Annotated in this window: 22 protein-coding genes; 7 read left to right on the top strand and 15 right to left on the bottom strand. The window is 70.6% G+C overall.

Annotation, left to right across the window (positions count from 1 at the left end):
- Positions 1-81: 81 nt before the first annotated feature.
- A complete protein-coding gene (locus SOM35_RS15220) occupies positions 82-762 on the bottom strand; it encodes a response regulator transcription factor (RefSeq protein WP_110903429.1) in 681 nt (226 codons plus the stop codon).
- Complete coding sequence (locus SOM35_RS15215; protein WP_320516037.1) at positions 759-1,925, bottom strand: sensor histidine kinase; 1,167 nt, start codon at positions 1,923-1,925, stop codon at positions 759-761. The genes SOM35_RS15220 and SOM35_RS15215 overlap by 4 nt, the downstream gene beginning before the upstream one ends.
- Positions 1,926-2,071: 146 nt before the next feature.
- Between SOM35_RS15215 and phoU the strand changes: the two genes are divergently transcribed.
- The 3 genes from phoU (at position 2,072) to SOM35_RS15200 (ending at position 4,263) form a co-directional block, all read left to right on the top strand.
- Entirely contained in the window at positions 2,072-2,743 is a 672-nt protein-coding gene (gene phoU / locus SOM35_RS15210) for a phosphate signaling complex protein PhoU (RefSeq protein WP_111073807.1), read from the top strand.
- A gap of 182 nt (positions 2,744-2,925) precedes the next feature.
- Positions 2,926-3,468 carry a P-loop nucleotide/nucleoside kinase family protein gene (locus SOM35_RS15205; RefSeq protein WP_320516036.1) on the top strand — a complete coding sequence of 181 codons (543 nt, stop codon included), beginning with the start codon at positions 2,926-2,928 and terminating at the stop codon, positions 3,466-3,468.
- Positions 3,469-3,552: 84 nt separating this feature from the next.
- Entirely contained in the window at positions 3,553-4,263 is a 711-nt protein-coding gene (locus SOM35_RS15200; RefSeq protein ID WP_320516035.1) for a hypothetical protein, read from the top strand.
- 69 nt (positions 4,264-4,332) lie between these two features.
- Here the strand turns inward: SOM35_RS15200 and SOM35_RS15195 are convergent, their stop codons facing one another.
- Entirely contained in the window at positions 4,333-5,079 is a 747-nt protein-coding gene (locus tag SOM35_RS15195; RefSeq protein WP_111073810.1) for a phosphoglyceromutase, read from the bottom strand.
- Between the two features lie 44 nt (positions 5,080-5,123).
- On the opposite strand from SOM35_RS15195, the gene SOM35_RS15190 reads away from it, so the two are divergent.
- Positions 5,124-5,912, top strand: coding sequence for a class I SAM-dependent methyltransferase (locus SOM35_RS15190; protein WP_320516034.1), 789 nt, complete (start codon positions 5,124-5,126; stop codon positions 5,910-5,912).
- 192 nt (positions 5,913-6,104) lie between these two features.
- On the opposite strand, the gene ygfZ is transcribed toward SOM35_RS15190, so the two are convergent.
- The 3 genes from ygfZ to SOM35_RS15175 form a co-directional block, all read right to left on the bottom strand.
- Positions 6,105-7,181 carry a CAF17-like 4Fe-4S cluster assembly/insertion protein YgfZ gene (gene ygfZ / locus SOM35_RS15185; RefSeq protein ID WP_320516033.1) on the bottom strand — a complete coding sequence of 359 codons (1,077 nt, stop codon included), beginning with the start codon at positions 7,179-7,181 and terminating at the stop codon, positions 6,105-6,107.
- On the bottom strand, positions 7,181-7,783 hold the full coding sequence (locus SOM35_RS15180) for a heme-binding beta-barrel domain-containing protein (protein ID WP_221851208.1): 603 nt from the start codon (positions 7,781-7,783) through the stop codon (positions 7,181-7,183). The genes ygfZ and SOM35_RS15180 overlap by 1 nt, the downstream gene beginning before the upstream one ends.
- A 153-nt stretch (positions 7,784-7,936) precedes the next feature.
- The gene (locus tag SOM35_RS15175) at positions 7,937-8,242 is read right to left on the bottom strand and encodes a hypothetical protein (RefSeq protein WP_146248056.1); all 306 of its coding nucleotides are present in this window, start codon (positions 8,240-8,242) and stop codon (positions 7,937-7,939) included.
- A gap of 98 nt (positions 8,243-8,340) precedes the next feature.
- Here SOM35_RS15175 and SOM35_RS15170 point away from each other — a divergent pair, with 98 nt between their 5' ends.
- Genes SOM35_RS15170 through SOM35_RS15160 form a run of 3 tightly spaced genes read left to right on the top strand, consistent with a single transcriptional unit; the run spans position 8,341 to position 12,006 of the window.
- Positions 8,341-9,021 carry a response regulator transcription factor gene (locus SOM35_RS15170; RefSeq protein ID WP_111073815.1) on the top strand — a complete coding sequence of 227 codons (681 nt, stop codon included), beginning with the start codon at positions 8,341-8,343 and terminating at the stop codon, positions 9,019-9,021.
- The gene (gene mshD / locus SOM35_RS15165) at positions 9,021-9,842 is read left to right on the top strand and encodes a mycothiol synthase (RefSeq protein WP_320516032.1); all 822 of its coding nucleotides are present in this window, start codon (positions 9,021-9,023) and stop codon (positions 9,840-9,842) included. Before SOM35_RS15170 ends, mshD begins: the two co-directional genes overlap by 1 nt.
- 46 nt (positions 9,843-9,888) lie before the next feature.
- On the top strand, positions 9,889-12,006 hold the full coding sequence (locus SOM35_RS15160; protein ID WP_320516031.1) for a serine/threonine-protein kinase: 2,118 nt from the start codon (positions 9,889-9,891) through the stop codon (positions 12,004-12,006).
- A 305-nt stretch (positions 12,007-12,311) separates the two neighbouring features.
- Here the strand turns inward: SOM35_RS15160 and SOM35_RS15155 are convergent, their stop codons facing one another.
- From SOM35_RS15155 to SOM35_RS15115, 9 genes are all read right to left on the bottom strand, one after another.
- Positions 12,312-16,574, bottom strand: coding sequence for an FtsK/SpoIIIE domain-containing protein (locus SOM35_RS15155; RefSeq protein WP_320516030.1), 4,263 nt, complete (start codon positions 16,572-16,574; stop codon positions 12,312-12,314).
- A gap of 48 nt (positions 16,575-16,622) precedes the next feature.
- A complete protein-coding gene (locus SOM35_RS15150; RefSeq protein WP_320516029.1) occupies positions 16,623-17,981 on the bottom strand; it encodes a type 1 periplasmic-binding domain-containing protein in 1,359 nt (452 codons plus the stop codon).
- Complete coding sequence (locus SOM35_RS15145) at positions 17,978-20,638, bottom strand: hypothetical protein (RefSeq protein ID WP_320516028.1); 2,661 nt, start codon at positions 20,636-20,638, stop codon at positions 17,978-17,980. Before SOM35_RS15145 ends, SOM35_RS15150 begins: the two co-directional genes overlap by 4 nt.
- Before the next feature lie 313 nt (positions 20,639-20,951).
- The gene (locus tag SOM35_RS15140) at positions 20,952-21,401 is read right to left on the bottom strand and encodes a hypothetical protein (protein ID WP_320516027.1); all 450 of its coding nucleotides are present in this window, start codon (positions 21,399-21,401) and stop codon (positions 20,952-20,954) included.
- Between the two features lie 30 nt (positions 21,402-21,431).
- Positions 21,432-21,857: a hypothetical protein gene (locus SOM35_RS15135; RefSeq protein ID WP_320516026.1), complete on the bottom strand. Its 426-nt coding sequence runs from the start codon at positions 21,855-21,857 to the stop codon at positions 21,432-21,434.
- Entirely contained in the window at positions 21,854-22,228 is a 375-nt protein-coding gene (locus SOM35_RS15130; protein WP_320516025.1) for a hypothetical protein, read from the bottom strand. The genes SOM35_RS15135 and SOM35_RS15130 overlap by 4 nt, the downstream gene beginning before the upstream one ends.
- A gap of 569 nt (positions 22,229-22,797) precedes the next feature.
- The gene (locus SOM35_RS15125) at positions 22,798-23,385 is read right to left on the bottom strand and encodes a hypothetical protein (protein WP_320516024.1); all 588 of its coding nucleotides are present in this window, start codon (positions 23,383-23,385) and stop codon (positions 22,798-22,800) included.
- A 59-nt stretch (positions 23,386-23,444) separates the two neighbouring features.
- Entirely contained in the window at positions 23,445-23,879 is a 435-nt protein-coding gene (locus SOM35_RS15120; protein ID WP_320516023.1) for a hypothetical protein, read from the bottom strand.
- Positions 23,880-23,883: 4 nt separating this feature from the next.
- A complete protein-coding gene (locus SOM35_RS15115; RefSeq protein WP_320516022.1) occupies positions 23,884-24,285 on the bottom strand; it encodes a hypothetical protein in 402 nt (133 codons plus the stop codon).
- Between the last annotated feature and the right edge of the window lie 183 nt (positions 24,286-24,468).

Genomic DNA, 24,468 nt, shown 5'->3' with positions numbered 1-24,468 from the left:
TGAACCGGCCCCGGGCCTCCCGTCTGTCCGTTGCGGCGGAGCCGCCGGCGACTCCGAGCCGGCCGGACCCCGCCGCGCCGGCTACGCCTCGATGCGGTACCCGAGTCCGCGGACGGTGACGAGGACCTCCGGCGTGCTCGGAACGCGCTCGATCTTCGAGCGGATCCGCTTGATGTGCACGTCCAGCGTCTTGGTGTCGCCGAAGTAGTCCGACCCCCAGACCCGGTCGATGAGCTGCCCACGGGTGAGCACACGACCGGCGTTGCGGAGCAGCAGCTCGAGCAGCTCGAACTCCTTGAGCGGCATCGGCGTCTCGGAGCCGTCGACGCTCACGGTGTGGCGCTCGACGTCCATCCGGATCCCGCCGACCTGCAGGATGCCCATGTCGCCCGGGTCGTCCTCGGTCCGGCGACGGAGCACCGCGCGGATGCGAGCCAGCAGCTCGCGCGTCGAGTACGGCTTCGTCACGTAGTCGTCGGCACCGAGTTCCAGCCCGACGACGATGTCCACCTCGGAGTCCTTCGCGGTGAGCATGATGATCGGCACGTTGGAGCGGGTGCGGATCTGCCGGCAGACCTCGGTGCCGGAGAGCCCGGGCAGCATGAGGTCGAGCAGGACGAGGTCCGGGTTCTCGGAGTCGAACTTCGACAGGGCGGTGACCCCGTCGGCCGCGACGGCGGTCTCGTAGCCCTCTCGCTGCAGCAGGAACTCCAGGGGTTCGCTCAGGGCCGGCTCGTCGTCGACGATGAGGATCTTGGTCACGATGGCTGCTCTTCCATTTGCTCTTCGAGTGCTGTGGTCAGTTCGGGGTCGGCTTCGGGGATGCGGATCGTGAAGGTCGAGCCCTTGCCGGGCTGCGACCAGACGCGGACGTCACCGCCGTGGTTGCTGATGATGTGCTTGACGATCGCCAGGCCCAGTCCGGTGCCGCCGGTCGCTCGCGAGCGCGCGGGGTCGACGCGGTAGAACCGTTCGAACACGCGGTCGAGGTCAGCCTCGGGGATGCCGACACCCTGGTCGGTGACGGCGATCTCCACGAAGCCCTTGGTGCCGCGGACGCCCACGCCGACGCGGGTGTTGTCCGGGGAGTACTTGACCGCGTTCGCGATGAGGTTCGACACCGCCACCTGCAGCAGACCGGGGTCCCCCATCACGCGGAGCTTCGACTTCTTGGCGCGGACCAGCTCGATGCCCCGGGCGCGGGCGACGACCTCGTTGCCGTCGATCGCGGCCTGCACGACCTTGTCGATGCTCGTCTCCTCGCTGGCCTCGAGCGCGTCGACGGACTGCAGCCGGGACAGCTCGATGATGTCCTTCGTCAGTGCCCCCAGTCGCTCGGACTCGGTGACCAGCTGCGCGGCGAACTTCCGGACGTGTGCGGGGTCGTCGGCGGCGATGACGAGGGTCTCGGACAGCAGGCCGATCGCGCCGATCGGGGTCTTCAGCTCGTGCGAGATGTTGGCGACGAAGTCACGCCGGACCTCGTCGATGCGACGGCTCTCGGTCAGGTCGTCCGCCGTCACGAGCACGTACCGGTTGCCGAGCTGCGCGGCCCGGAAGCTCAGGTAGCCCATCACGTCACCACGGCCGCCGCGGGGCAGCTCGAGGTCCTCGGCGCCCATCTCCCCGCTCCGCCGGACCCGGTCCACCAGCGCGGCGAGCTCGTCGTGCACGAGCTTCCGGCGCACGACCAGGCCGACCGCCAGCGCCTGGGGCGACGCCGCGACGACGGTGTTCGAGGGGTCCACGACCACGGCGGGGTTGTGCATCGTGGCGATCACGGCCGCGACCCCGTCGGGCAGGCTCCGCTCCGCCACGTCGGCTGCACGTGCCGTCCGCTCGGCGGTGATGATCAGCACCACGACGCCCGCGCCGAACACACCGCCGAGGAGCATCGACAGTGGCACGAGCCACGCGTTGTCCATGCCGCCAGTGTAGGAGTGGTCACACGCGGTTCGGATGCCGTTCACCGCCGGAAGCAGGCCGGATCGCGAACCGTTCAGCCGCAGGTCACCGACCGTTCACCTGCGCTGACGACACTCGTCCGGTACGCAGAGAGAGGCCCTCCCCCATGCGCGAAGTGTTCCAGCAGGAGCTCCAGGACGTCCAAGAGCGTCTGACCGAGATCGCCGGGCTCGTCGAGTCCGCCATCACCCGAGCCACCGAGGCGTTCAGCGAGTCGGACGTCTCCCTCGCCGAAGAGGTGATCGCCGACGACGCGAAGATCGACGCGGCAGCATCCGCGCTGGACGAGGTCGCCATCGACATCCTCGCCCGCCAGGCACCCGTCGCCCGTGACCTCCGCGTGGTCGTCACCGCCCTCCGCGTCAGCTCGTCGCTCGAGCGGATGGGCGACATGGCCGAGCACATCGCGCAGCTCGCCCGCCAGCGGTTCCCCGAGAAGGTCGTCCCGAAGGGCCTGCGCGGCACCTTCAAGGAGATGGGCAAGCACGACGTCGCGATGTCGCAGAAGCTCACGCGCCTGCTCGCCACCGAGGACATCGCGCTGGCCGCCGAGATCCGCGACGAGGACGACGCCGTCGACGAGCTGCACGCCAGCGTCTTCGACTTCGTGCTCGGCGAGGCATGGAAGGGCGGGCCGGTCGACACGGTCGACGCGACCCTCGCCAGCCGGTACCACGAGCGGTTCGCCGACCACGCGGTCTCGATCGCGAAGAAGGTCGAGTACCTGGCGACCGGCGACTGGGCCGGCGCAGCCAACGTCACGACGTCCCCGGCCTGAGGCCCAGGTCCTGCGGGACCGGTCCCGCAGGGTCCGGTCCCGCAGGGTCCGGTCCCGCAGGGTCCGGTCCCGCAGGGCTGGGTCCCGCAAGACGCAAGGTGGGCGGTTGCTCGCAGCGGTACTCCGTTGCGCGCAGCCGCCCACGTTGCGTTCCGCCGGGTGAGACCTGGGAGGATCGGGGCATGGCACAGGTCGCGATCATCGTCAACGGCATGCCCGGTTCCGGCAAGAGCACGGTGGGCGCCGCCCTCGCCGAGGTGCTCAGCTGCCCCTTCCTGTCGAAGGACCGGGTGAAGGAGCCGCTCGCCGACATCGCCGGCCCGATGATCCCCTCGCGCACGCTCGGCGGCATCGCCATGGACACGCTCTGGTCCATGGCCGGAGCGGTCGAGAACGGGGTCGTCGTCGACGCCGTCCTGCTGCCGTCACGTGACCGGGACCACCTGGAGGCCGGACTCACCACCGCCGGGTCACCCCGCGTCGTCGAGGTGTGGTGCGACGTCGACCGGGCGACCGCCGAGGCCCGCCTCCGGGAACGGTACGAACCAGGCACGCCGCCGGTCCGCCACGAGGTCCACGGTGACCTCACCGACATCCTGGCGTTCTGGGACGAACACGAGGCGACCGCCGGCCCCGTCGGTGTGGGACCGGTCGTCCGGATCGCCACTGATCGGCCGTACGACGTCGGATCGCTCGTGCAGGAGATCGCCGCCCACTTCAGCTGATCGAAGACATCACATACCGCATGTTCTCCGGAGGACACGGCAAGGTGCTCCTGGTCGGACCACGGCCGCGATCGAAGGAGCCCCATGACCAGAACCACCACGCGCATCACCACGGCAGCCGTCAGCTGCTGCGTCGCCGGCCTGCTCGCCCTCGGCGCCGCCGCCCCGGCATCGGCAGCCACCTCGAGCGCCGCTGACCTCGGCACCCGGTCGAGCGTCGCCGAGACCGTCGCGGGCACGCCGTCGCCGGGGATCGACGGCATCGAAGACCGCGACGGGAAGCGGTACCTCGTCGGCACCGGAATCCCGGGCGGCAGCGCACTCGCCTCCCCCCTCGGCACGATCACCCAGGTCGGGCCCGACGGCCGCTGGAGCGCTGAGATCCGGTACGACCCGACGGAGTTCAGCGTCCGCCAGGGGCTCGGCGGTCACCTCTCGAGCCCCGCGGTCTGGCGGGTCGGCGAGGCTCCGATCCCGGCCGGAGCCGTCCCACCGCCGCCCGCGAAGCCCGCCCAGCCGGACGTGCAGGGCATCCGACACGTCGACCAGACGGCATGGCTCGTCGGCACCGGCGTACCCGGCGCCACGATCACCGTGAAGAAGAACCACGGCGGCCTCTGGCGCGCGAAGGTGGACCCGGACGGCACGTGGCGGATCGACGTCACCAACAGCTACGTCGCGAAGTCGGAAGTCAAGCAGGGCATGAACGGCATGACCTCCGCAGCCGTCCTCATCAGCTTCAACCTCTACGAGGACCCGTCCTTCGGACCGGAGTTCGCACTCCTCGCCTCCTGATCCCAGGGGGCAGATACAGCGGTGGCGCGGAGTGTCGAGACACTCCGCGCCACCGCTGTACCCGCTGTGCTACTTCTTCGCGCCCTGGGCCGCGACGGCCGCGGCACCGGCGGCAGCAGCCTCCGGGTCGAGGTAGTACGCCGGCTTCGTCGGACGGAAGTCGTCGTCGAGCTCGTACACGAGGGGGATGCCCGTCGGGATGTTGAGCCCCGCGATGTCGTCGTCCGAGATGCCGTCGAGGTGCTTCACCAGCGCCCGCAGCGAGTTGCCGTGCGCCGTGACGAGGACCGTCTTGCCCGCGCCGAGGTCCGTCGTGATGTCGGACTCCCAGTAGGGCAGCAGCCGGTCGATGACGAGCTTCAGGGACTCGGTCCGGGGCAGCTGGTCGCCGAGGTCCGCGTACCGACGGTCGCCGGCCTGCGACCACTCGGCGTCGTCGGCGATGGGGGGCGGCGGCACGTCGAACGAGCGGCGCCACTCCATGAACTGCTGCTCGCCGTACTGCTCGAGCGTCTGCGCCTTGTCCTTGCCCTGCAGGTCGCCGTAGTGGCGCTCGTTGAGACGCCAGTCGCGCTTGACCGGCAGCCAGGCCAGGTCCGCCTCGAGCAGGGCGATGTCGGCGGTCTGGATCGCCCGGGTCAGCAGCGACGTGTACAGGACGTCGGGGACGATGCCGGACTCGGCGATGAGACTGCCGGCCCGCTTCGCCTCCTTCTCGCCGAGCTCCGAGAGCCGGACGTCGACCCAACCGGTGAACAGGTTCTTCTGGTTCCAGTCACTGTTGCCGTGACGGAGCAGGACGAGCGTGGAGGTCATGCGCCCGAGTCTACCGAGCGGTGCTCCCCCCGTACCCTGGTCGCATGCCCGGGAACTCCTCGCCGATCGGCACCGTCACCCGTGGCACGACCGGGCACAACCGCCTCCGTCGCGTGGACCGGTGGATCGCGACGCTCCCGGTCCTCCGACGCACCGATGACCCGCTCGTCGCGGACGTCGGCTACGGCGCGAGCCCGACGACGACGCTCGAGATGCGCGACCGCCTGGCCCGGGTGCGGCCCGACGTCGAGGTCACCGGCATCGAGATCGAGCCCGCCCGCGTGGCGATCGCGAACGCGGGAACCCGCGACGGGGTCACGTTCCGGTTGGGCGGCTTCGAGACCCCGACGCCGAGCGGCCGACGCCCGGCGGTGATCCGGGCCTTCAACGTGCTCCGGCAGTACGACGAGTCCGCCGTGGTCGGATCGTGGCGGATCATGCAGGACCGGCTGCAGCCCGGCGGCCAGCTCGTCGAGGGCACCTGCAACGAGGTCGGTCGGGTCGCCTCGTGGGTCACGCTCGACCGGGAGGCCCCGCACACCTTCACGGTCGCGCTGCGGTTGGCAGGGCTCGACGTCCCGAGCATCGTGGCCGAGCGGCTGCCGAAGGCGCTCATCCACCGCAACGTGCCCGGCGAGCGGGTGCACGGGTTCCTCCGCGACCTCGACCTGGCGTGGGCGGTCGCGGCGCCACTCGGCACGTACGGCCCGCGGCAGCGCTGGATCGCGGCGGCCCGGGGCATGCGCGACCGCGGCTGGCCGGTCATGCACGGGGTCGCTCGCTGGCGGCTCGGCGAGCTCAGCGTCCCCTGGTCCGCGGTCGCCCCCGCCTGACCGAGACTCGGCCAGGCGGACGGTCTCGCGGCCGGCGACCGGCGACCGGCGACCGGCGGGAGTGTCCGCGGCGCCGAGACTCGGCCACGCGGACAGATCGGCGGCCGACCACGTGCGAAAGTGTCCGCAGTACCGAGACTCGGCGCGGCGGCACCGCGCGGCAGCACCGCGCGGCAGCACCGCGCGGCGGGACTACGGGCGGCGGACCGCTCCGAGACGCGGCAGACGCGGGACGTCGGCCGTCGCGCCGGCACCCGGCGGGACGATGACCTGCTGCGCCGCGGTAACGACGACGTCGTCCGCCGCGAGGGTCAACACGGCCGTCGGGTCGAGGGACCGCTTGACGACCGCCAGGCCGACCGGTCCGAGCTCGTGGTGCGTGGCCGAGGCGACGAGCCGCCCGACCTCGGTGCCGTCGAGCAGCACCGGGCTGCCGGGCGCGGGCACGACGCCGTCGGAACCGTCGAGGTGCAGCATCACCAGGCGCCGTGGCGGACGTCCGAGGTTGTGGACCTTCGCGACGGTCTCCTGCCCGCGGTAACAGCCCTTCGACAGGTGCACGGCGGAGCGGAGCCAGTCGAGTTCGTGCGGGATCGTCCGCTCGTCCACGTCGGACAGCGACGGACGCCAGGCCGCGATCCGCAGGGCCTCGAGTGCCAGGAGGCCTGCGGTGGGAACGTCCGACGCGGCCACGTGGGCAGCGGTGTCGGGGGTGACCACGGCGATGCGGAGGGTCCAGTCGGTGCCGGGGTGGGCCTCCTGGTCGGCGTAGCCCCACCCGCCGGGCGTGACGGACGCCCACGGGTCGGTCCAGATGGCCAGTGGCTCGGCACCGTGCAGCGGGTCGGCGCCGTCGAACCAACCGAGGGTCGCGAGGTCGGCGGATCGGTCGGTGACCTCGACGCGCAGCATGAACCGCATCGACGAGAGCCACGCGGCGAGCGGCTCGGCGTCCGCCGGCTCGGTGAGCAGCCAGGCGGTCTCGCCGTCGTCGACGACCCGTGCGGCGTGCTCGACCCGACCGGAGGCGTCGAGCACCAGCGTCTCGGTGCTCACGCCCGGCGCCAGACCGAGCAGCAGCTGGGACGTGATCGAGTTGAGCCAGGACAGGCGGTCGGGGCCGGACACGGTGACGACCCCGAGACCGAGCTCGACGACGGCACGACCGCGAGCGAGCAGACGCTGCTCGCCGATCGGGTTGCCGAAGTGGGCGGCCGGCCCGGTGGCGGATGCGACGAACCCGTCACGCACGGCGAACGGCGAGGCCATCAGTCGACCTTCGCGAGCTGCCCCGAGGCGTGCGAGGTGAGTTCCCGTCCCAGGGCGGCGATGTCCCACGCCCAGAAGAGCTTGCCCTCGACCAGCCCGTACATCCGGGTGGCGGCCGAGTACTCCTTGGCGTTGGCGGAGCGCATCACGGCGTCGGTCGCCAGGTCGATGCGGCCCTGCTTGACGCGGCCCACGTAGAGCTCGTTGACGCCGGTCGGGTGGATGATCGCCGCTTCGACGTCGAAGCCGTTCGTCTGGTTGCGCAGGGTCTCGACGCTCTGCGTGGTCGAGAACGGCACCGGACCGTCGCCGAGCAGCAGCGCCGGACCGCGGTCGCCCGGTTCGGACGGCCGGTCGAGCCGCCAGTAGCCCATCTCGGCAGCGAGCGGGGTGTGGTCGTCGTCGAGCAGCCACGTCGTCGACGAGTAGTTGAGGTACGGCAGGCCGTCGTGGCTGAAGCTGATGCGCTGACCGAACTCGTACGTCCGGACGTCGTCGTCCTCGCCCACGGGGTACTCGACGACTCCGGTGCCTTCCCAGACGCCGACCAGCCACGACAGCGGGACGAGTTCGGCGGAGAGGCCCTCGGGGAGTTCGATCACCGCTGGCCCTTGAAGAGCTTGACGACGACGGTCACCGAGATGAAGGCGATCGCGAGCGACGCCAGGCCCAGCAGGCCCACGTAGAAGAGCTCGAGCGCAAGCAGCGAATCCATGCCGGAAGTCTACGCGGACCGGACCGAGAAGCCAGCAGGCTCAGCGCGCCAGCAGGATCAGCGCCGTCACGAGGACGACCACGAACGACCCCGACGACGCGATGCTGATCCGCTCCACCAGGCCGTCCTTCGTCTGCGTGGCGAGCTGCAGCACGAAGCTGACGAACACGGCCGCGACGAAGACGAGCAGCAGCCAGGCGAACGAGTCCTTCTGCGTCAGGGTGAGCACGAGCACCGACCCGACGACCGCGAGCAACCACACCGGCACGACCGACGTCAGCCGCAGCCGGCGCTGGCTCGGCACGACTTCCGGGTCGGGGCCCACGGGGGGCGTCGTCTCGCTCACGTCCCCATCATGACAGCCACGTGCTGCACCGTCCGTCGGGGTGGGCGCCCCGGGCTCACTAGGATGGCGCAACGACGTCTTCTCCCTCTGGAGGTCCTGTGGCACAGCTCCTGGTACTCACCTCGGCCGCGCCCGGCGACGTCCTGCCGAGCCTCGGCCTGCTGAGCCACCGGATCCGGCACGTGCCCGCCGAGGCCGCCCAGCTGGTCAACGCCCCGCAGAGCGACCTGATGTTCGTGGACGCCCGCACCGACCTGGTCAGCGCGAAGGCCCTCTGCAAGATCCTCGCCACGAGCGGTTCGACGACACCCGTCGTGCTCGTCGTCACCGAGGGCGGCCTCACCGCGGTGACGACCGAGTGGAACATCGACGACGTCGTGCTCGAGTCCGCCGGCCCCGCCGAGGTCGACACCCGCATCCGCCTGAACGCCGGCCGCGCCTCGAAGAACCAGACCGGCTCGAAGATCCAGGCCTCCGGTGTCGTCATCGACGAGGCGAGCTACTCCGCGAAGGTCCGCGGCCGGCCGCTCGACCTCACCTTCAAGGAGTTCGAACTCCTCCGCTTCTTCGCCACCCACCCGGCCCGGGTCTTCACGCGCGAGCAGCTGCTCAGCGAGGTCTGGGGCTACGACTACTTCGGCGGTACCCGCACGGTCGACGTCCACGTCCGACGGCTGCGCGCGAAGCTCGGCGACCTCGAGTCCCTCATCGGCACCGTCCGCAACGTCGGCTACCGCTTCAACGTGCACGACGACGACGACCGCGGGCAGGGCCAGTAGTGCTCGCGATCGTCGAACAGCTCGCCGACGCGGCGGTCGCCGACGGCGAGGCTCCCCCGTTCTCCGACCAGACCCTCGTCGACCTGCGCGCCGGCCGCGCCGACGTCCTCGGTGACGACACCGGCGTCGCGGTCGTCCGCGACGGCGAGGTCGAGGTGTTCGTCCGCCGGGAGGCCCGTGGCCGGGGCATCGGGACCCGTCTCGTCGAGCAGGTGCTCGCCCTCGCGGACCCGCCGTCGCGGGCCTGGGCGCACGGCGACCACCCCGCCGCCCGCGCCCTCGCAGCCCGCGTGGGCTGGTCCGCGGAGCGGACGCTGCTGCAGTTGCGCGCACCGGTGCCGACGTCGGCAGGTGATCCGGGCCTCCCGGACGGGTACCGACTCGACGCGTTCCGGGCCGGCTCGACCGCGGACGAGACCGACTGGCTCGCCCTGAACGCCGCGGCCTTCGCGTCGCACCCCGAGCAGGGGCGGATGACGCTCGACGACCTGCGCGCCCGGGAGTCCGACGCCTGGTTCTCCGGCGACGACCTGGTGCTGCTGCGCGACGCCGACGGCGCACTGGCAGGCTCGTGCTGGCTCAAGGTCGAGGACGGCGTCGGTGAGTACTACGCGGTGGCCGTCCGACCGGACCTGCAGGGCCGGGGCCTCGGTGGGGTCCTGATGCGCGCCGGAGCGGCACGCCTGGTCGACCGCGGCCTGCACGCCGTGGCCCTCTACGTCGAGGGCGACAACGCGCCCGCGCTGGCGCTCTACCGCCGGCAGGGGTTCGCTGACCACACGGTCGACGTCCAGTACGCGGCGCGGACGACCGGCCGGTAACATGGAGCGTCGGTGACGCACCGGCGTTCGTGGGTTCGGGGGATCTGTGGCGGAGTACGGGCAGCACGGGCAGCGCTCCCAGTACGGCGAGGGGGAGCCGCTCGGCGCGTCCTACCGGCTGGTGCAGCTCCTGGGGACCGGCGCGTCCGGCGAGGTCTGGCGGACCGAGCACACCGCGACCGGTGAGCAGTTCGCGGCCAAACTGCTGCGTGCCGAACTCGCCGCGGAACCCGACGTCGTCGAACGGTTCGTCCGCGAACGCTCGGTGCTCCTGGCGCTCGACCACCCCTCGATCGTCCGCGTCCGGGACCTCGTCGTCGAGGGCGACCGGCTCGCCATCGTCATGGACCTGGTCGGCGGCGGATCCGCCCGCGACCTGCTGCTCGCCGTCGGCACCCTGCCGCCGAGCGACGCCCTGACCATCACCGCCGAGACCCTCGACGCCCTCGCCGTCGCGCACGAACGGGACGTCAGCCACCGGGACGTCAAGCCCGACAACGTCCTGCTCGACCACGAGTGGACCACCGGCAGCACGGGCGACGTCCGGGTGTCGGACTTCGGGATCGCCTCGGTCGTGGCCGAACGGGACCGCAAGACCACCGGCCTGCTCGGCACCCCGCAGTACATGGCGCCGGAGTCGATCAGCCAGGGGCGCTCCGGTCCGTCCGCCGACGTGTACGGCGCCGGGGTGATGCTCTACGAGCTGCTGTCCGGGCGGACGCCGTTCGCCGGGCCGGGCACCGACTTCACCGTCGCGTACCGCCACGTGACCTCCACCCCGCCGCGGATCGACGTGCCCGACGCCCTCTGGGCCGCGCTGTCGTCGCTGCTCGCGAAGGACCCCGCTGCCCGGCCGTCCGCGGTCGACGCCGCCGCGACCCTCCGTCGTCTGGCCCGGTCGCTGCGGGACACCCCGGCCCTCGAGCGCGTCGACGACCCGGACGCGTTCGACGAGGTCGAGCGGCCCGCGACGGTCGTGCGCGGCGGAGTCGGTGTCGGGAGCGCCCTCGCCGCGACCGATTCCGGTGACGCTGACTCCTCCGCCGTGGTGCCGGTCGAGGACGCACCCGTCGAACCCGGTCCCGAGCTCGGCACCGCCGGCTCGCAGACCGTCATCCGACCGCTGGCACGCCCCGTCCTGCCGGCAGCACCGGCCGAGGTCGAGACCACCCGCCGCCGCTTCACCCGACCCGACTGGATGACGAACCGGATGCTGCTGCTCGGCGTCGTCGGGCTCGTCCTGGTCGTCGTGCTCGTCATCGCGGCCGTCGTCTGGCTGCCCGGCGCCGGGAAGAAACGCCCCGGGGGCAGCGCGACCGGCGCGCAGAGTGCCAGTGCCTACCAGCAGGACCGACCGCTGCCGACCGGGTTGACCACCACACGCAAGGCGGTGGTCAACGCCTCGGCCGGCACCGTTGAGCTCTCGATCACCTACGCCGCGCAGACCGCTCCCCTGACCGGGCGCCTGCTCGAGGTCCTGCCCGCCGCCGCGAAGGGCGCCGACTGCCCCGCCGTGACCTGGAGCGGCGAGGGCATCAGCGCGAAGCGGAACCAGCCGTCGCTGACGGGCGTCGACACCGCCTGTGCGTGGAGCGTGTCCGGCGTCGACATCGAGGCCGGCGGCTCCGTCACGGTGCAGGCCACGGTCCCCGCGGACACGATCCAGTCGGGGTCGGGATCGGGATCCGGGTCTGGGTCTGGGTCCTCTGCCGGGGCCGGCTCCGGTGCGGGAGGTTCTCCGCTGCAGGAGTGGCTCGACGCGGTCGGCACCGCCACCACCGCGGCCGTGACCGACCAGTCCGTCAGCGGGACCGCGTACCCGGTGCAGCGACTGCAGGGCATCGACGTCCGCACCCCGGACCGCAGCGTCAGCCAGACCACGCTGCCCGTCACCCTGGTGCCGGTGTGGCCGAGCGGTGCGGACGAGCTGAACCCGCTGTACCGCAGTCCGAGTACCGGGCGCCCGTCCGAGATGCTCGTCGACGTCGCCGGCGGAGAGTCCGGCGTCCGGTTCGCCGACGGCTGCTCCGGCGCGCTGGCGGTGTCGTCCGACGGGCTGGTCGTGACCGCGCTGTCGGTGGCGCCGACCTGCACGGTGCGGGCCACGGTCGGCAACTTCACGAACCTCGAGAGCGACCCGTTCGGCATCACCACGCGCGACTGAGGTCGGTGCCGCGTGCGGTCCGGCTGGGATGTCGGGGCCGTGCATGCCGTCGAGCCCGGTGGCCTGTCGAGCCCTTGCAGTCCGTCGAGCCCGGCTCGGCCGTCGGGCCCGGCTCGGCCGTCGGGCCCGGCTGGTCGGCGGACGGGAGGCGCGTGGCGGGGCCGCCGCGCGCCTCCCGTCCGGCGGTCCGCCCGTCCGCCCGTCTGCAACGCGGAAGCGGCCGATCGGCGCAGGCCGTCGGCGCAGGTCCGTCGATTCCGAGGACCGGACGAAGCCGCGTCGACGGCGGACGACGCGCCAGCAGGTCAGCTGGCGGCGGAGGCGGTCTGCACGAGGCGGACCGCGCCTCCCGAGGCGGCGTAGCCACGACCGACGGTCAGCGCGACCGGCGAGCGGCGGGGCAGGGTCACGCCGAGGAGCTCACCGTCGTAGTCGACGTCCGGCTGCAGGAGCACGCCGCACCGCGACTTGCGGACCGCCCGCGTCCAGTGGCTGTACATCGAGCGGAGGTCGGCGGACCGGCCGGACGCGACGACGCACAGGCCGGGGCGTTCGGTCGACAGCACCGACGCGATGCTCTGGTCGGCGTCGTCGAACCGCTCGGCGTCGTCGATGAGCAACAGCACCGGACCGCGCTCGAGGCGGAGGCCGGCCAGGAGCGCCGGGACCTCGTCCGCGCCGACGGCGACGCGGTCGAACGAGCCGGAGGCCAGCGGGGAGCGTCGGTCGCAGATGGCCCAGACGGCCGGTCGGACGCCGTCGGCGTTCCGCGCCGACTCGGCCAGGGCGAGGAGCACGGACGACTTGCCGGAGCGCGCCGGACCGGCCACCAGGACGTGTTCGCCGTCGTAGACCTCGAGGACGGCGGTACCGAGGTCGTCCTCGGCGATGCCGACCGGCATGTGCCACGGTTCGGTGTCGAAGCGGGCCGGTACGCCGAGGTCGGCGACGGAGACGGCTCCGGGGAGCCGGCCGACCGCGCTGGCCTTCGGCGTGGTGCCGGGCCACTGCCCGGCGACGGCACGGACGGCCTCGGTCAGGCTGCCGCTCGGCGTGCCGACGTGGGACTGCAGCTTGCTGATCGAGTCGATGAAGCGGCCCGGGACCGGCGGCGGGACGTCCTTCGGGCGGACACCGATCGTCGCGTAGTCGTACGGGTCGGCGAGGCGGAAGAGCCACTTCTGGGTGGTGACCTCGTCCATGGCCGAGGGGACCGCCTTCGCGCGGGTCGTCGTCACCGCGAAGGAGATGCCCAGCGCCGGGCCCTCGGCGTAGACGCGGTACAGGGCGTCGAGGAGCTGCTGGCCCTCGAAGTCCTGGTACTCGTCACGGAGCGCGGCGAGACCGTCGAGCAGGACGACCGCGCGGCGACCACCCGGGGCGGCACGACGACGGTCGAGCTCGGTCCGGAGGTAGCGGAGCATGCGCGCCTGCAACTCACCGGCACCGGCTCCGGACCCGACGTAGGCACTGGTGTGCGGCAGGTCGGCGAGCGGGGCCAGGTCACCGGCACCCATGTCGAGCACCAGGAGGTCGAGGTCCTCGGGGCTCGTGGTCCGTGCGAGCTGCAGGGCGATCGACGCCAGCGCGGTGCTCGTGCCGCTGCCGGGGATGCCCATGAGCATGAGGTTGCCCTCGTTGCGGTCCCACCCGGTCGTGACCTGGCGCTGGTTGTCCGGGTCGTCGGCGAGGGCGACCGGGACCGTGCTCGGTGCGCCGGCCTGGCCGTCGGCGGGGACCAGGGTGTCGAGCGGGACGGAGGTGCCGAGCGCCTCCGGCCAGATCGGGCGGGGCGGGGCGTACCCGGCCTCGTCGTTGGCGGCCGAGATGGCGTCGATGAGGACGTCGAGGTCGGTGAGGTCCGAGGCCGCCGGAGCGCTGAAGGCGATCGGGGCCGGCACACCGAAGACGTCGGTCGGGCGGACGGTGACCGGCTGTTCGGCGCGGAGGTCGCGGGCACGGCCGGTGACCAGCGCGGTCTGGACCGGCGTGATGTCGTCCTGCCCGAGCTTCACGTAGGCGCGACCGGTCTGCTGGCGGCCGATGCCCGCGGCGGAGGGGACGCCGATGACGTTCGTGGAGTCCTCGCGGCTCTGCACCCGCAGGGCGACGCGCATGTTCGTGTTGGCGAGGATGTCCTCGCTCACCACACCGGCCGGCCGCTGGGTCGCGAGGATCATGTGGACGCCGAGGGTACGACCGACGGCAGCGATCGCCACGAGCGAGGTGAGGACGTCCGGGAAGTCCTTCGCCAGCATCGCGAACTCGTCCACCACGAACAGCAGGCGCGGCATCGGCTCCGCCGGCTTCGTCGCCAGGTACGCGTCGAGGTTGTCGATGTCCGCACCCGCGGCGGCGAACACCCGCTGCCGACGACCGAGCTCGGCCTCGAGGGCACGGATCGCCCGGTCGGCGAGCTGCTCGTCGAGGTTGCTGATCGTGCCGATCGTGTGCGGCAACCGCTCACAGGCGGCGAACGCGGCGCCGCCCTTGAAGTCCACGAGCAGGAAGTTCAGACGCGTCGGGTCGTTGCGGGCGGCGAGCCCGGCGACGAAGGACCGCAGGAACTCGCTCTTGCCGGAGCCCGTCGTGCCGCCGACCAGGCCGTGCGGGCCGTCGCGGACGAGGTCGATCTCGAGGACGCCGCTCTCCGACGAGCCGATCGGCGTCGAGAAGCCGGTGCGGGCCTCCCAGGCGGCTCGGATGGCGGCGGCACCGGAGGGTTCGCCGGCGCTGGCCGCGTCGGTCAGCAGGTCGGGCAGGCGGACGAGGGCCGGCAGCGACGCCCCGGGCACCAGGAGTTCCGGGTCGTCGAAGTGGGCGACGTGGCGGGCGCAGAGCTCGGCGGCCTCGGGCGACAGGCCGGCGAGCACGACGTCCTCGACGCGGGTCCGGTCCTCCGGACGGTAGACGGTGGCCGCGGCATCCGCGCCGACCGTGATGATCGTGGTGCAAGCCGCGGGGAGCTGCTGCTCGTTCGTCGCGATGACGATGCCGCTCACCCGGCGCGGACGTTCGCCCGGACGGCGCACCTGGCCGAGCGCGCTCCGACCGTGGCCGAGCAGGCTGCGGGCCGGGGCGTCGCGACCCTCGGTGAGGACCTCGGAGTCGATGAGGACGAGCAGCTCCGGCGTCGGCAGTTCGTCGATCGACTCGCGGAGACCCCGGAGGACCGCCGCACCCTGGTCGCGCTGCGCCGACATCCAGCGCTGGCCGGTGCTGCTGCCGGCGACGCGGGCGTGCGGCAGCCAGGAGGCCCAGGACCAGTCGTCCTCGCGGCCCCGGTCACAGAACACGCCGACGGTCAGGTCGGCCGGTCCGCAGTGCACGGTCGCCTGGACCAGGAGGCTGCGGGCCAGTGCGAGGGCGCCCTCGCGGTCACCGACGATCCCGACCACACCGGCGTCGCTGAGGTCGGCGACGACGGGCGCGGCGGTGAGCTTGCTCGACTCGATCGCGGCCTTCGCGTCGTCCTCGAGCTTCGTCTGCGTCGCTCGCGAGTCCAGTTCCGGCCGCCAGGGCGCGTCCCCGGTGCCGGCGTGCAGGCTGAGGAAGTCGACGTCGTCCGCGCGACGCTGCCACAGCGTCGTGGACGGCAGGAGCGCGCGACGGACGACGCTCGCCGGGTCCGGCACGAGTTCCTGCCGCCGGGCGGCCTCGATGGCGGCGGCCGCGGTGATCTCGCCGCTGAACTCCTCGACCGCCCCGGCGAAGCGGTCGTCCTCTTCCTTGAGGTTCTTGGCCCGGCGGTGCTTCTGCTCGAACCACATGCCGATCGCCGTGACCGGGCTGAGGAGGGCGAAGAGCGCGAACCGGGCGTCGCCGAGCAGGAGCACCATCGCGCCGGCGAGGACCAGCGGAGCGGCGACGGTGATCCAGCTGAACTTCGACGCCGGCGGCACGTCGCGCTTCGTCGGCGGGGACACCGGCTCGACCGCCGTGTTGCGGCCGGGACGGGGCGGGCGGTTGAAGGGAGCCGTCGCCGCCGGGGTCAGGTTCGGCAGGGAGCCCGGCGCGGGCACCGGCGTCTCGTGCAGGTCCGGGCGGACGAGCAGGACCGCCCCGCCCACGATGACGCTCGTGCCGACGGTGACGAGCACGCCGTCCTCGTCGAGCCACTCCCCCGCCACCACGGTGCCGTTCGTGGAGCCGGCGTCTCGGATCCGGACGCCGTCGTCCTCCCGCTCGATCGTGCAGTGCTCCCACGAGGCGCTCTCGGTGGGCAGGACCAGGTCCGCCTGCGGGGCGCGGCCGACCACGAGCCTCCGGGACCGTGGCACGGACACCACCGCACCGGTGACGAGCCCACCCGCCAGGGTGACCGTCCAGCCGTCCACGAGCTGCGGGCGTTCCTCGGGCGTGCGGGCGATGCGTGAGCCCTCGAGCAGGACCAGGTCACGGAGGGGCGTGTCGACGCTCGTCCGGTGCCCGTCGACCGCGAGGGTCGTGCCGGGCTCCAGCGCGAGGCCGATCGCCGACTCGATCAGTTCGCCGAGGCAGCTGGCGTTCGCCCAGCCGTCGACCTCCACCGCTTCACGTCGGTCGTCGAGCTCGATCAGCAGACGCATGCGCGCTCCTCCTCGTCCGTGGGGTGGTGGGTACTGCTCTGCCGGAGGTCAGCGAGCCGTCGAGTCCTGGAACCAGACCAGCGAGGCGGTCTGCTCGGTCGTTGCCGGGCGCAGCCCGAGCGTCTGCGAGGAGGCCGCGAGCACGGTCGCATCGGTGCGGAGGGCCTGCTGCTGCCGGAAGTCCAGCGCCGGACCGGCGATGCCGTCGGACGAGTCGAGACGCAACGTCGACAGCGAGTCCGCCACCTTCGACGGCTCGACGCTGCGGGCAGCACCGACGGCGCGGACGAGCGCGACGACCGCATCGTGACTGCGCGAGTCAGCGGCCCACGCGACCGCGCTGAACGGCTGGTCGGCGGTGAGGTTCTGCGCGTCCGCGTCGTCGGCCAGGACCCGGACCCCGCCGAGGAACGCGGACATCGAGCGGCCCTGCGCATCCGAGGTCAGGGCGCGCGCGTCGTCCGTCGCGACCCCGGTCGAGACGAAGGTGCCCGACAGGCTGCCGTTCGCCTCGGCCAGGGCGGTGCCGAACGCCGGGCTCGTCGCGTCCGGGGTGAGCACGACCGGGACGGTGACGTCGGCGGACTGCAGCGCCGCGACGAACGCACCCTGGCGGGCGGCCGGACCGCTCACCACGACCGCGTCGGAGTCGGGCTTCGTGGTCTCGGTGTCCGTCGGTGCGGCGGTGGCGTTCGACGTCGCGGTCGTCGGGGTTGCACCGGTCCGCTCGGCCACGGTCGTCGCGAGCGCAGCGTCGTCGGCCGAGTCGGCGGCGTCCATCACGTGGGCGAACCGGATGCCGGACGGCGCACCGCCACCCAGGTCCACGAGGAGCGGCGAGTCGGCACCGCGGATCGCGCGCTGCATCGCTGCGCTCACCGAACTCCGGGACGGTGCGGTCGACCAGGACCCGTCACCGCCCTCCGCGTACGGGAGCACCACGGGGACGCCGGCATCGGATGCCGCGTCGAGTGCACCCGAGACGTGCGCCCCGGACGACGCCACGACGATCCCGGCCACGCCGCTGTCGACGAGCTGCTGGACGGCACGCTTCGCCCCGCTCGCACTGCCACCGTCGTTGCGGGTGACGAGTTCGACGTCGGTCCCACCGAGGGTCAGGCGCTTCGCCGCCACCAGGGCGCCTTGCGCGGCTTCGTCCCACTCGGACCCCTCGCCGTCGCCGAGCGTCACGACGACGCCGATCTTCGTGCCGTCGGGAACGTGGGCGACCCGGATCGGTACCGGGATCGTCGCCGGGACGGCTTCGGCCGCCGGGGTGTTCCGGTCGACGACGAAGACCACGACGGCCAGGACCACCGCGATGACGAGCACCGCCAGGGCCACGATGACGAGGGGCTGCCGCGGGCCGCGGGCGTCCTGCGTGCCCTCGGCGGCCTGGTGCGTCATCGTGCGGCTCCGATGCTGAAGGCGTACAGCGTGGTGGAGGTCGCGCCCTTCGGCACGTCCATCCGGAACGCGGGCAGGGCGGTCGCCGCGTCGAGCGAGGCGCGGAACTGCTCCTGCTGCAGCAGGATGCCCGCCACGTCCTCGGCCCGGACGTTGGCGTACCCGGCGGCGTTCTGCGAGGCGAGGGCCAGCTGGTAGTCGGCGGAGTCGGACTTCGCCGCACTGGTGGCCATCGCACCGAGGATGCCGGACCCGTTGACCTTGCGGTCGCCGAGGTCGAGCATCACGCGGTTGAGGTCCCCGGTGAGCAGCGTGCTCGCGCCCTCGACGTCGCGCGTCGACGCGGTGGTGCTCGCGTCGATCTGCGCGAGGCTCTGCTTCGTCTGGGCGTCGACCGCACTCGCCAGGGCGGAGTTCTGCTGCTCGAGCTTGCCCTTCTGCTCGTCGATCGTGCCCTTGGCGCCGTTGGTGACGTCCTTCGAGGTGGAGCGCAGACCAGCGATCGACTGGTCGAAGGCCTTCAGGACGGCTGCGTTGCTGCTCTCCGCCTGCTTCGAGACGTCGCGGACCTGCTGGTCGATGAGGGCGTCGATCTTCTTGGCGGTCTCGTCGTTGGCGTTCGCGAAGGCGTTCTTGACCTTCTGCGCGAGGGCGTCCTGCTCGGTCTTGAGCATGTCGAGCTTGGCCTTGATGTCGTCGCCAGCCGTGTTCGCAGCAGCCGATGCCGCACGCAGGTCGTCGAGGGTCCCGCTCGTGCTGTCGTCGTTGTCGTCGATCTTGTCGACGGCTTCCACGCGAGCGCTCTCCGCACGGTTGAGGGCGTCCTGCAGGTTCGCGATGACCGAGCTGATGCCGTTCTCCGGCTTCTTGAGGTCAGTGCTGTCGATCACGGCGTCCCAGTCACTCGCCTGCGCATCGAGGCGCTCGTCCATCGGGGCCGAGTAGCCCAGCGGCGGGTTCAAGGTCTTCCCGTCGCCATCATCGACACACGGCGTCCGCGTCAGGTAGGACCGGAGTTCGTCAGCCTGCTGTTCGGTGAGCCCGGGCAGGGTGGGCAGCAAGCCGGTCGGATCGGTGGGCGCGATCATCTGGCAGATGCGCTGGGCAAGGGCGGCGTTCTGCCCCTGCAGTGACCGGTCGCCTGCGGAGGCATCGAGTTCGCCGATGACGCCCCGAGCGCCGACTGCGCGGTCATGGACTGCGCCGACCGCCTGGACCAGTGGATCGACGGTCTTGAGGGCGTCCTGGATGCGCTCACGGAGTGCGGTCAGGGCCACCTCGCGGTCGTCGACCCCGCCCGATGATTCGGACGCGAGGTCGGCGAGGACCTGGTCGATCCCGGCGAGCTTCGAGTCGAGCGTGCCGTAGCTGTCGATCGCCTGCTGCGCGAGCTCCGGCTGCAGGCTGGCGGCCAGGTCGTCCCCAGTCGACACGAGCTTGGTGAGCGCAGACGTGATGGTCGTCGACGAGGCGAAGAGCGCGCACGTGAGGGACGACTTCGCATCGTCGGCCGCACACTTCTCCGCTGTCGGCTCAGTCGGTCCGACCGATGCTGCGAGCTGCGTGCTGACCTGCTGCTTGCAGGCTTCGCTGGCTTCGGCGTACCCGGCGAGCTGGGCGGACACGCGGAGCAGGTTGCCGTAGACGCTGGCCCCGCCCGCAGCCGGCTGCGGCTCAGCGGCGCACCCTTGACCATCGAGGGCCGGGGCCGGAGCAGTCGCGGAGGTGTCACCGAGCAACGCATCGAGGCTGGTCGTCGTCTCCTGCAGCTGCTGGAGGACCGTGGACTGGGTCCCGCTCACCGTCGACCCGAGGTCGCCCTTGAGCGAGCCGAGCTGCCCCGACAGCGACTGCATCGTGCTGGCCAGCGACGAGCTGCTCTCCTTGAGCCGCTCGGCCGTCCGGACACCGAGGGTCGCGGAGGTCGTCTCGAGGTTCGACCGGACCTCGGTGATCGTGCTGCCGGCGCGCGCCAGGACCTCGTTGACCTGGGAGATGAGGTCGATCGTCCGCCGCTGCAGCGCCAGCTCGGAGTCGGTGTCGGACCCGAAGGCCGCGTTCACCACACCGGTCGAGGAGAGGTCCGTCGAGATGCCCGGCTGCGCGGCCATGTCGAACGACGGTGCTGCGAAGTCGTCCACGTTCGCGACGAGGTGCAGGGTCGTGCTGGCGCCCGACGTCGGCGGAGCGAGCAGCCGTCCCCACTGCACGACCGCGTCGCCGTCGCCGTTCGCGCTCACGACACCGTCCGTCGCGGTGGCGTCGTCGGACGTGTCGGTGACGATCTTGCTCGGCTTCGTGCCGGGCAGGACGGTCGACGCCGCGATGCTGAAGGGAGCGCCGACGAGAGCCGGCGTCGTCCGGGAGGCGCCCGCCACGTCGTACGTGAGGTTGCGGGACCGCACGGTCAGGTTCTCGACGGTCAGGTCGATCTCGACCCGTCCGGAGTATCCCGCCAGGTCCGCGAGGTCGGTTCCGCTCTTCTTGGCGGTCGTGTACTGGGTCGTCACGCGGAGCGGCAGGTCGGTGGCGGCCTTCGCGGTGTCGTGCTCGGTGACCGACGACGATGATCCGTCCTTACCGACCGAGATGGCAGTGTCGGAGATCGCGGTGATCGACCCGTCCGCCGCCAGCTTCGTGTCGACCGTCTGCAGCACGCGCGACGGCTTCTCGATCGTCTGGTCCGACGAGGTGCACCCTGACAGCACCAGTGCAGCAGCACCCGCCACCGCGACAACGGCGAGCGCGCGGCCGTTCCTCGTTCGTACCCCTGGATGCAGCATGCGCAACGACATTGACGACCGTCCCCCTCAAGAACCGACAAGCGTGTTGATCTTAGCCGGGCAGCGCACCTCCCGGGTTCCGTTCTCCACAGGCTCGGGACTCCCCCGTTCGGGCCACGTCGGGTGACAACCACGCTCCGCGGTCCCTCGCCGTTGCCGACGCGTCCCGGATGGGAGGCACCCTGGATCAGGGTTGCTCGCGGAACCCGAAGACGACCACTCGCTCACGCACACCGACGAGGACTTCGCGGAAACGGAACGAAGCTGCGCCGATCTCGAAGCGGATCCGGCCTCCTCCTTCGATCCGAGCAGCGATCGCTTCCTTGTTCTCAGCCGTGACCCCTCGCCGGAGCACGAGCGGTCCGCACTCCCTCGTCGATATCTCGACCTGCTCGAACGACGATCCGATCCCCTTGCCAGACGAGCTCGATCCGACGTCTCCCTCGGCGGCTGTGACGGTGCACGTGACGGAGATCACGTGGGACCGGTCGTAGGCATGCAACGCGTACGACCCGCCGAGGACCAGCACCGTGATCAGAGCCATCGCGACCAGGATCACGACGACGAGGACTCCGCCTCGTCGTCGTTCGGGCTCCGCGTCAGATCCGGCTGCGGTACTCACGACGCGCTCAGCCATGCCGCACCTTCCATGATGACCTTCGACAGATCATGCGGGTCGGTACCCGAGCAGTTCCGGAGATGCGCCGAACACTCGCAGCAGACTCCGCAGCGTCAAGGATCCGTCGCCGACCTCGAGGTCGTACCTGGTTCCGCTCTTGAAGCTCGATGCGACGTCACGGCTGTTGTCCTTCGTGACTCCCTCACGCAGGACGAACTTGCCACACTCGCGTGACTCGATGACGACCTGCGGTGTCGATGCGCCGACGCCCTTCGCCGAGCGCGAAGATCCGGTGCTCGCTTCCGCGGAAGAGACCACGCATACCAATCGCACGCGGTGTGCGTCGTCGTAGGACCGGAGCACCGCCGGCCCGGCGAGGAAGAACGAACTCACGAAGACGATGACGGCGGCCCACAGCACGAACAACACCCGCGCTGTTGTCTTCGACATCTTGCGCTTGGAAACAGGCATCATGATCTCCGACCTCGCGCAGCTCGCAAGCGGAGGAAACGCAAATGACCGCCGAGCACCGCGCTTCCGAAGGCGCTCGCGATGAAACTCGGGATGAGGATCAGCCATGTCCCACCGAACTGACGACTGGTGAAGATCACGGCGAGCATCAGTATCACGAGCACCGGCGACCCGACGCTCGCCGGGCAGAGATAGAAGATTCCGCCGATGATCAACAGCCCACCAGCGGTGCCGATGAGAGCGATGGGCAGAACCCCCGCAACTCGGTCTCCGACAGAGACGACGGGGAAGACGTCTCCCATGATCACCCCTGCGACGGAGACCACCAGGGAGATCGGTTGCTGAGCCGTACCTCGATCAGTTTTCGACTTCATCGAGCACCTCCTGTACCTGGACCGTCACGAGCTGCGTCCGAACGGTTGTCTGCCGCCGGTCCCCGTAGCTCCTCGACGGACACGTAGGCGCAGAAACAGATGGGCTTGACGCTCGTCGTCGCTCCGTGAAGAACACTGTCTGACGGATGTCGTTCAGGAGCGGATGCAGCTGGTAGGAGCCCGCCCCGACCTCGAGGTTCCATGTCGTCCCGGGCGCAAAGCCGTCGGCGATGGATAGTTTGTTGCCGGCAGTCACAGCCCAGCGCAGTGTCAACGTCCCGCAATCGCGCGTCTCGGTCACGACCTGGTTACTCGAGGACCCCACGCCTTTGACCGATCGTGACGACCCGACGTCCGTTCGGGCCGAGCGCACCTCGCAGGTCACCTCGGTGCGGTGGGGGGGCATCGTACGCCTTCAGGGTGACCGGGCCGACGAAGATCACGAGCACCGGCACCACAACGACCAGTACGAGGATGCCCATCGCGACGAGACGATCCCGCCGCTTCGAGCGCCTCGGCATCGTACTGGCATCGGGCTCCAATCGACCCATGGCCCTTCCCCTCGTCCTTCAGATCAGCCGAACCTGACGAACTGTTCCGCGCTCAGGTCTTGAATCCGCCGCACGCTCCCCCAGAGTCCGCGCTGGTTGTTTGCCGCAGAGTCTCATCACCCCCACGTCATCGGGCAGTCCAGCCTTCCCATCGTGCACTTCAGCAACACTCTCCTGAATTGCGGGTAGCAGATGGAAGAACTCGAGCAGGCCCCGATTCGCGACGGAACCCTTGCCCACTGAAAAGGTCTGAACAGACCCACTTCGGAAGCGATCCGCGACCTGGTCACCATTCGTGAGAGTGACCCCGTCAACGTAGACGAACCTTCCACAGCTGGTGTCAAGCAGCACTTCGGCGCCGGATGTGCCGATTGCACCCGTGGAACGGGACGATGTCTTGTTCAGCTCCGATGACCGAATGGTGCATCGCAACTTGATCAAGTGCGCAGCATCGTAGGTCTTCAGCAGAGCGGGTCCACCCACGAAGAAGCTGACCGGGAGCACAATGAGGGCGAACAGCATGATCACGGCCACGAATCGACCGAAGAGGATTCGACGGCGCCCGCGCGGATGACCACCGAGCGTTTTCGCAACTGTCTCGTTCATGTCTGTCCCCTCGCGATCGTCTGACGTGCCTGTGGCGTTCGTGCGGGTATCAGATCGGTTCAGTTCCCGCCGTCGGCACGCACGGCGGTGACGTCGGGAGCCACGCCAACAGCTTGGAACAACCCGCGGAGGCGTGCGGAACCTTCACCGATCCGAAAGTCATAACGCTCACCTCGGACGACCTCAGCAGCTCTCTTCTCCGCTACCTCAGCAGTGAGCCCTCGGCTCAACACGAGGTTGCCGCAATCCGGCGACCGGTACTCCACCTGGGGCAACGATGTACCTCCCCCCTTCAGCGACCGAGTTGAAGCCGACCCAGCGTAGGCGGCGGTCACCTTGCAACTGATCGTCGTCATGTGCGACTTGTCGTACCTGGTGAGAATCTCAGGCCCGACCAGAAACAAGAACAGCACGATCGCGAAGAGCGCCAACACGAGCAGCGACGCCACCCACTGCACAGACCTCGAATACTTTCGTTCGCTACCACCGATCACACGGTCACCCTGCAATTCGGTAACTCACGACCTCTGGTCGCACCCGAAGAAACCCGAGCATCCCGCGTAGATCAAAAGACCCTGCTCCGACGACGAATTCCCAGTCGCCCGGCTTCAGCGAAGCAGCGACACGATCGCGGTTCTCGTCAGTGATTTCGCGCTGGATCGTCAGAACGCCGCAGTTCCTGGTCGTGACGTCGACCTGCGGAATGGTCGTACTCGACAGGTTCGTCGATGAAACTGACACCGACGTCGCTTCAGCCGAAGACACCTCACAAGTGAGCATCTTCGGATGCGAGTGGTCGTACGCCCTGAGCGCGATCGGACCGAACATGAACATCGAAAGAATGATGGCAAGGGAAAGAACCAAGACAGAAGTGACGATGGCAGCTTTGCGCTTCGACATCCGGGGGCCATCACCGCGGGCAAGGCTGTGACTCATAACTTCAACTCATCCTTGGGGAATGGCAAGAATCGATTCCCGCGGCCCCTTGGTACCCCAGATGAAATCCACGACGAAGGTGACTGCAGCATAGTGAGAGCTTCCTTCTCAGGATACGAGGCGGCTTTGGCTGGACAATCGGAAGCC

The organism is Curtobacterium sp. CFBP9011 (assembly GCF_034045095.1).
Taxonomy (GTDB): domain Bacteria; phylum Actinomycetota; class Actinomycetes; order Actinomycetales; family Microbacteriaceae; genus Curtobacterium.
The sequence above is the reverse complement of the archived record's forward strand: the minus strand, read 5'-3'. Positions and strand labels throughout refer to the sequence as shown.

What these genes read in the sequence shown, in the direction of transcription:
- SOM35_RS15215 (WP_320516037.1), bottom strand. Translation starts at nt 1,925, where the DNA reads ATGGACAACGCGTGGCTCGTGCCACTGTCGATGCTCCTCGGCGGTGTG.
- phoU (WP_111073807.1), top strand. Translation starts at nt 2,072, where the DNA reads ATGCGCGAAGTGTTCCAGCAGGAGCTCCAGGACGTCCAAGAGCGTCTG.
- SOM35_RS15205 (WP_320516036.1), top strand. Translation starts at nt 2,926, where the DNA reads ATGGCACAGGTCGCGATCATCGTCAACGGCATGCCCGGTTCCGGCAAG.
- SOM35_RS15200 (WP_320516035.1), top strand. Translation starts at nt 3,553, where the DNA reads ATGACCAGAACCACCACGCGCATCACCACGGCAGCCGTCAGCTGCTGC.
- SOM35_RS15195 (WP_111073810.1), bottom strand. Translation starts at nt 5,079, where the DNA reads ATGACCTCCACGCTCGTCCTGCTCCGTCACGGCAACAGTGACTGGAAC.
- SOM35_RS15190 (WP_320516034.1), top strand. Translation starts at nt 5,124, where the DNA reads ATGCCCGGGAACTCCTCGCCGATCGGCACCGTCACCCGTGGCACGACC.
- ygfZ (WP_320516033.1), bottom strand. Translation starts at nt 7,181, where the DNA reads ATGGCCTCGCCGTTCGCCGTGCGTGACGGGTTCGTCGCATCCGCCACC.
- SOM35_RS15155 (WP_320516030.1), bottom strand. Translation starts at nt 16,574, where the DNA reads ATGCGTCTGCTGATCGAGCTCGACGACCGACGTGAAGCGGTGGAGGTC.
- SOM35_RS15150 (WP_320516029.1), bottom strand. Translation starts at nt 17,981, where the DNA reads ATGACGCACCAGGCCGCCGAGGGCACGCAGGACGCCCGCGGCCCGCGG.
- SOM35_RS15140 (WP_320516027.1), bottom strand. Translation starts at nt 21,401, where the DNA reads ATGGCTGAGCGCGTCGTGAGTACCGCAGCCGGATCTGACGCGGAGCCC.
- SOM35_RS15135 (WP_320516026.1), bottom strand. Translation starts at nt 21,857, where the DNA reads ATGATGCCTGTTTCCAAGCGCAAGATGTCGAAGACAACAGCGCGGGTG.
- SOM35_RS15130 (WP_320516025.1), bottom strand. Translation starts at nt 22,228, where the DNA reads ATGAAGTCGAAAACTGATCGAGGTACGGCTCAGCAACCGATCTCCCTG.
- SOM35_RS15125 (WP_320516024.1), bottom strand. Translation starts at nt 23,385, where the DNA reads ATGAACGAGACAGTTGCGAAAACGCTCGGTGGTCATCCGCGCGGGCGC.
- SOM35_RS15115 (WP_320516022.1), bottom strand. Translation starts at nt 24,285, where the DNA reads ATGTCGAAGCGCAAAGCTGCCATCGTCACTTCTGTCTTGGTTCTTTCC.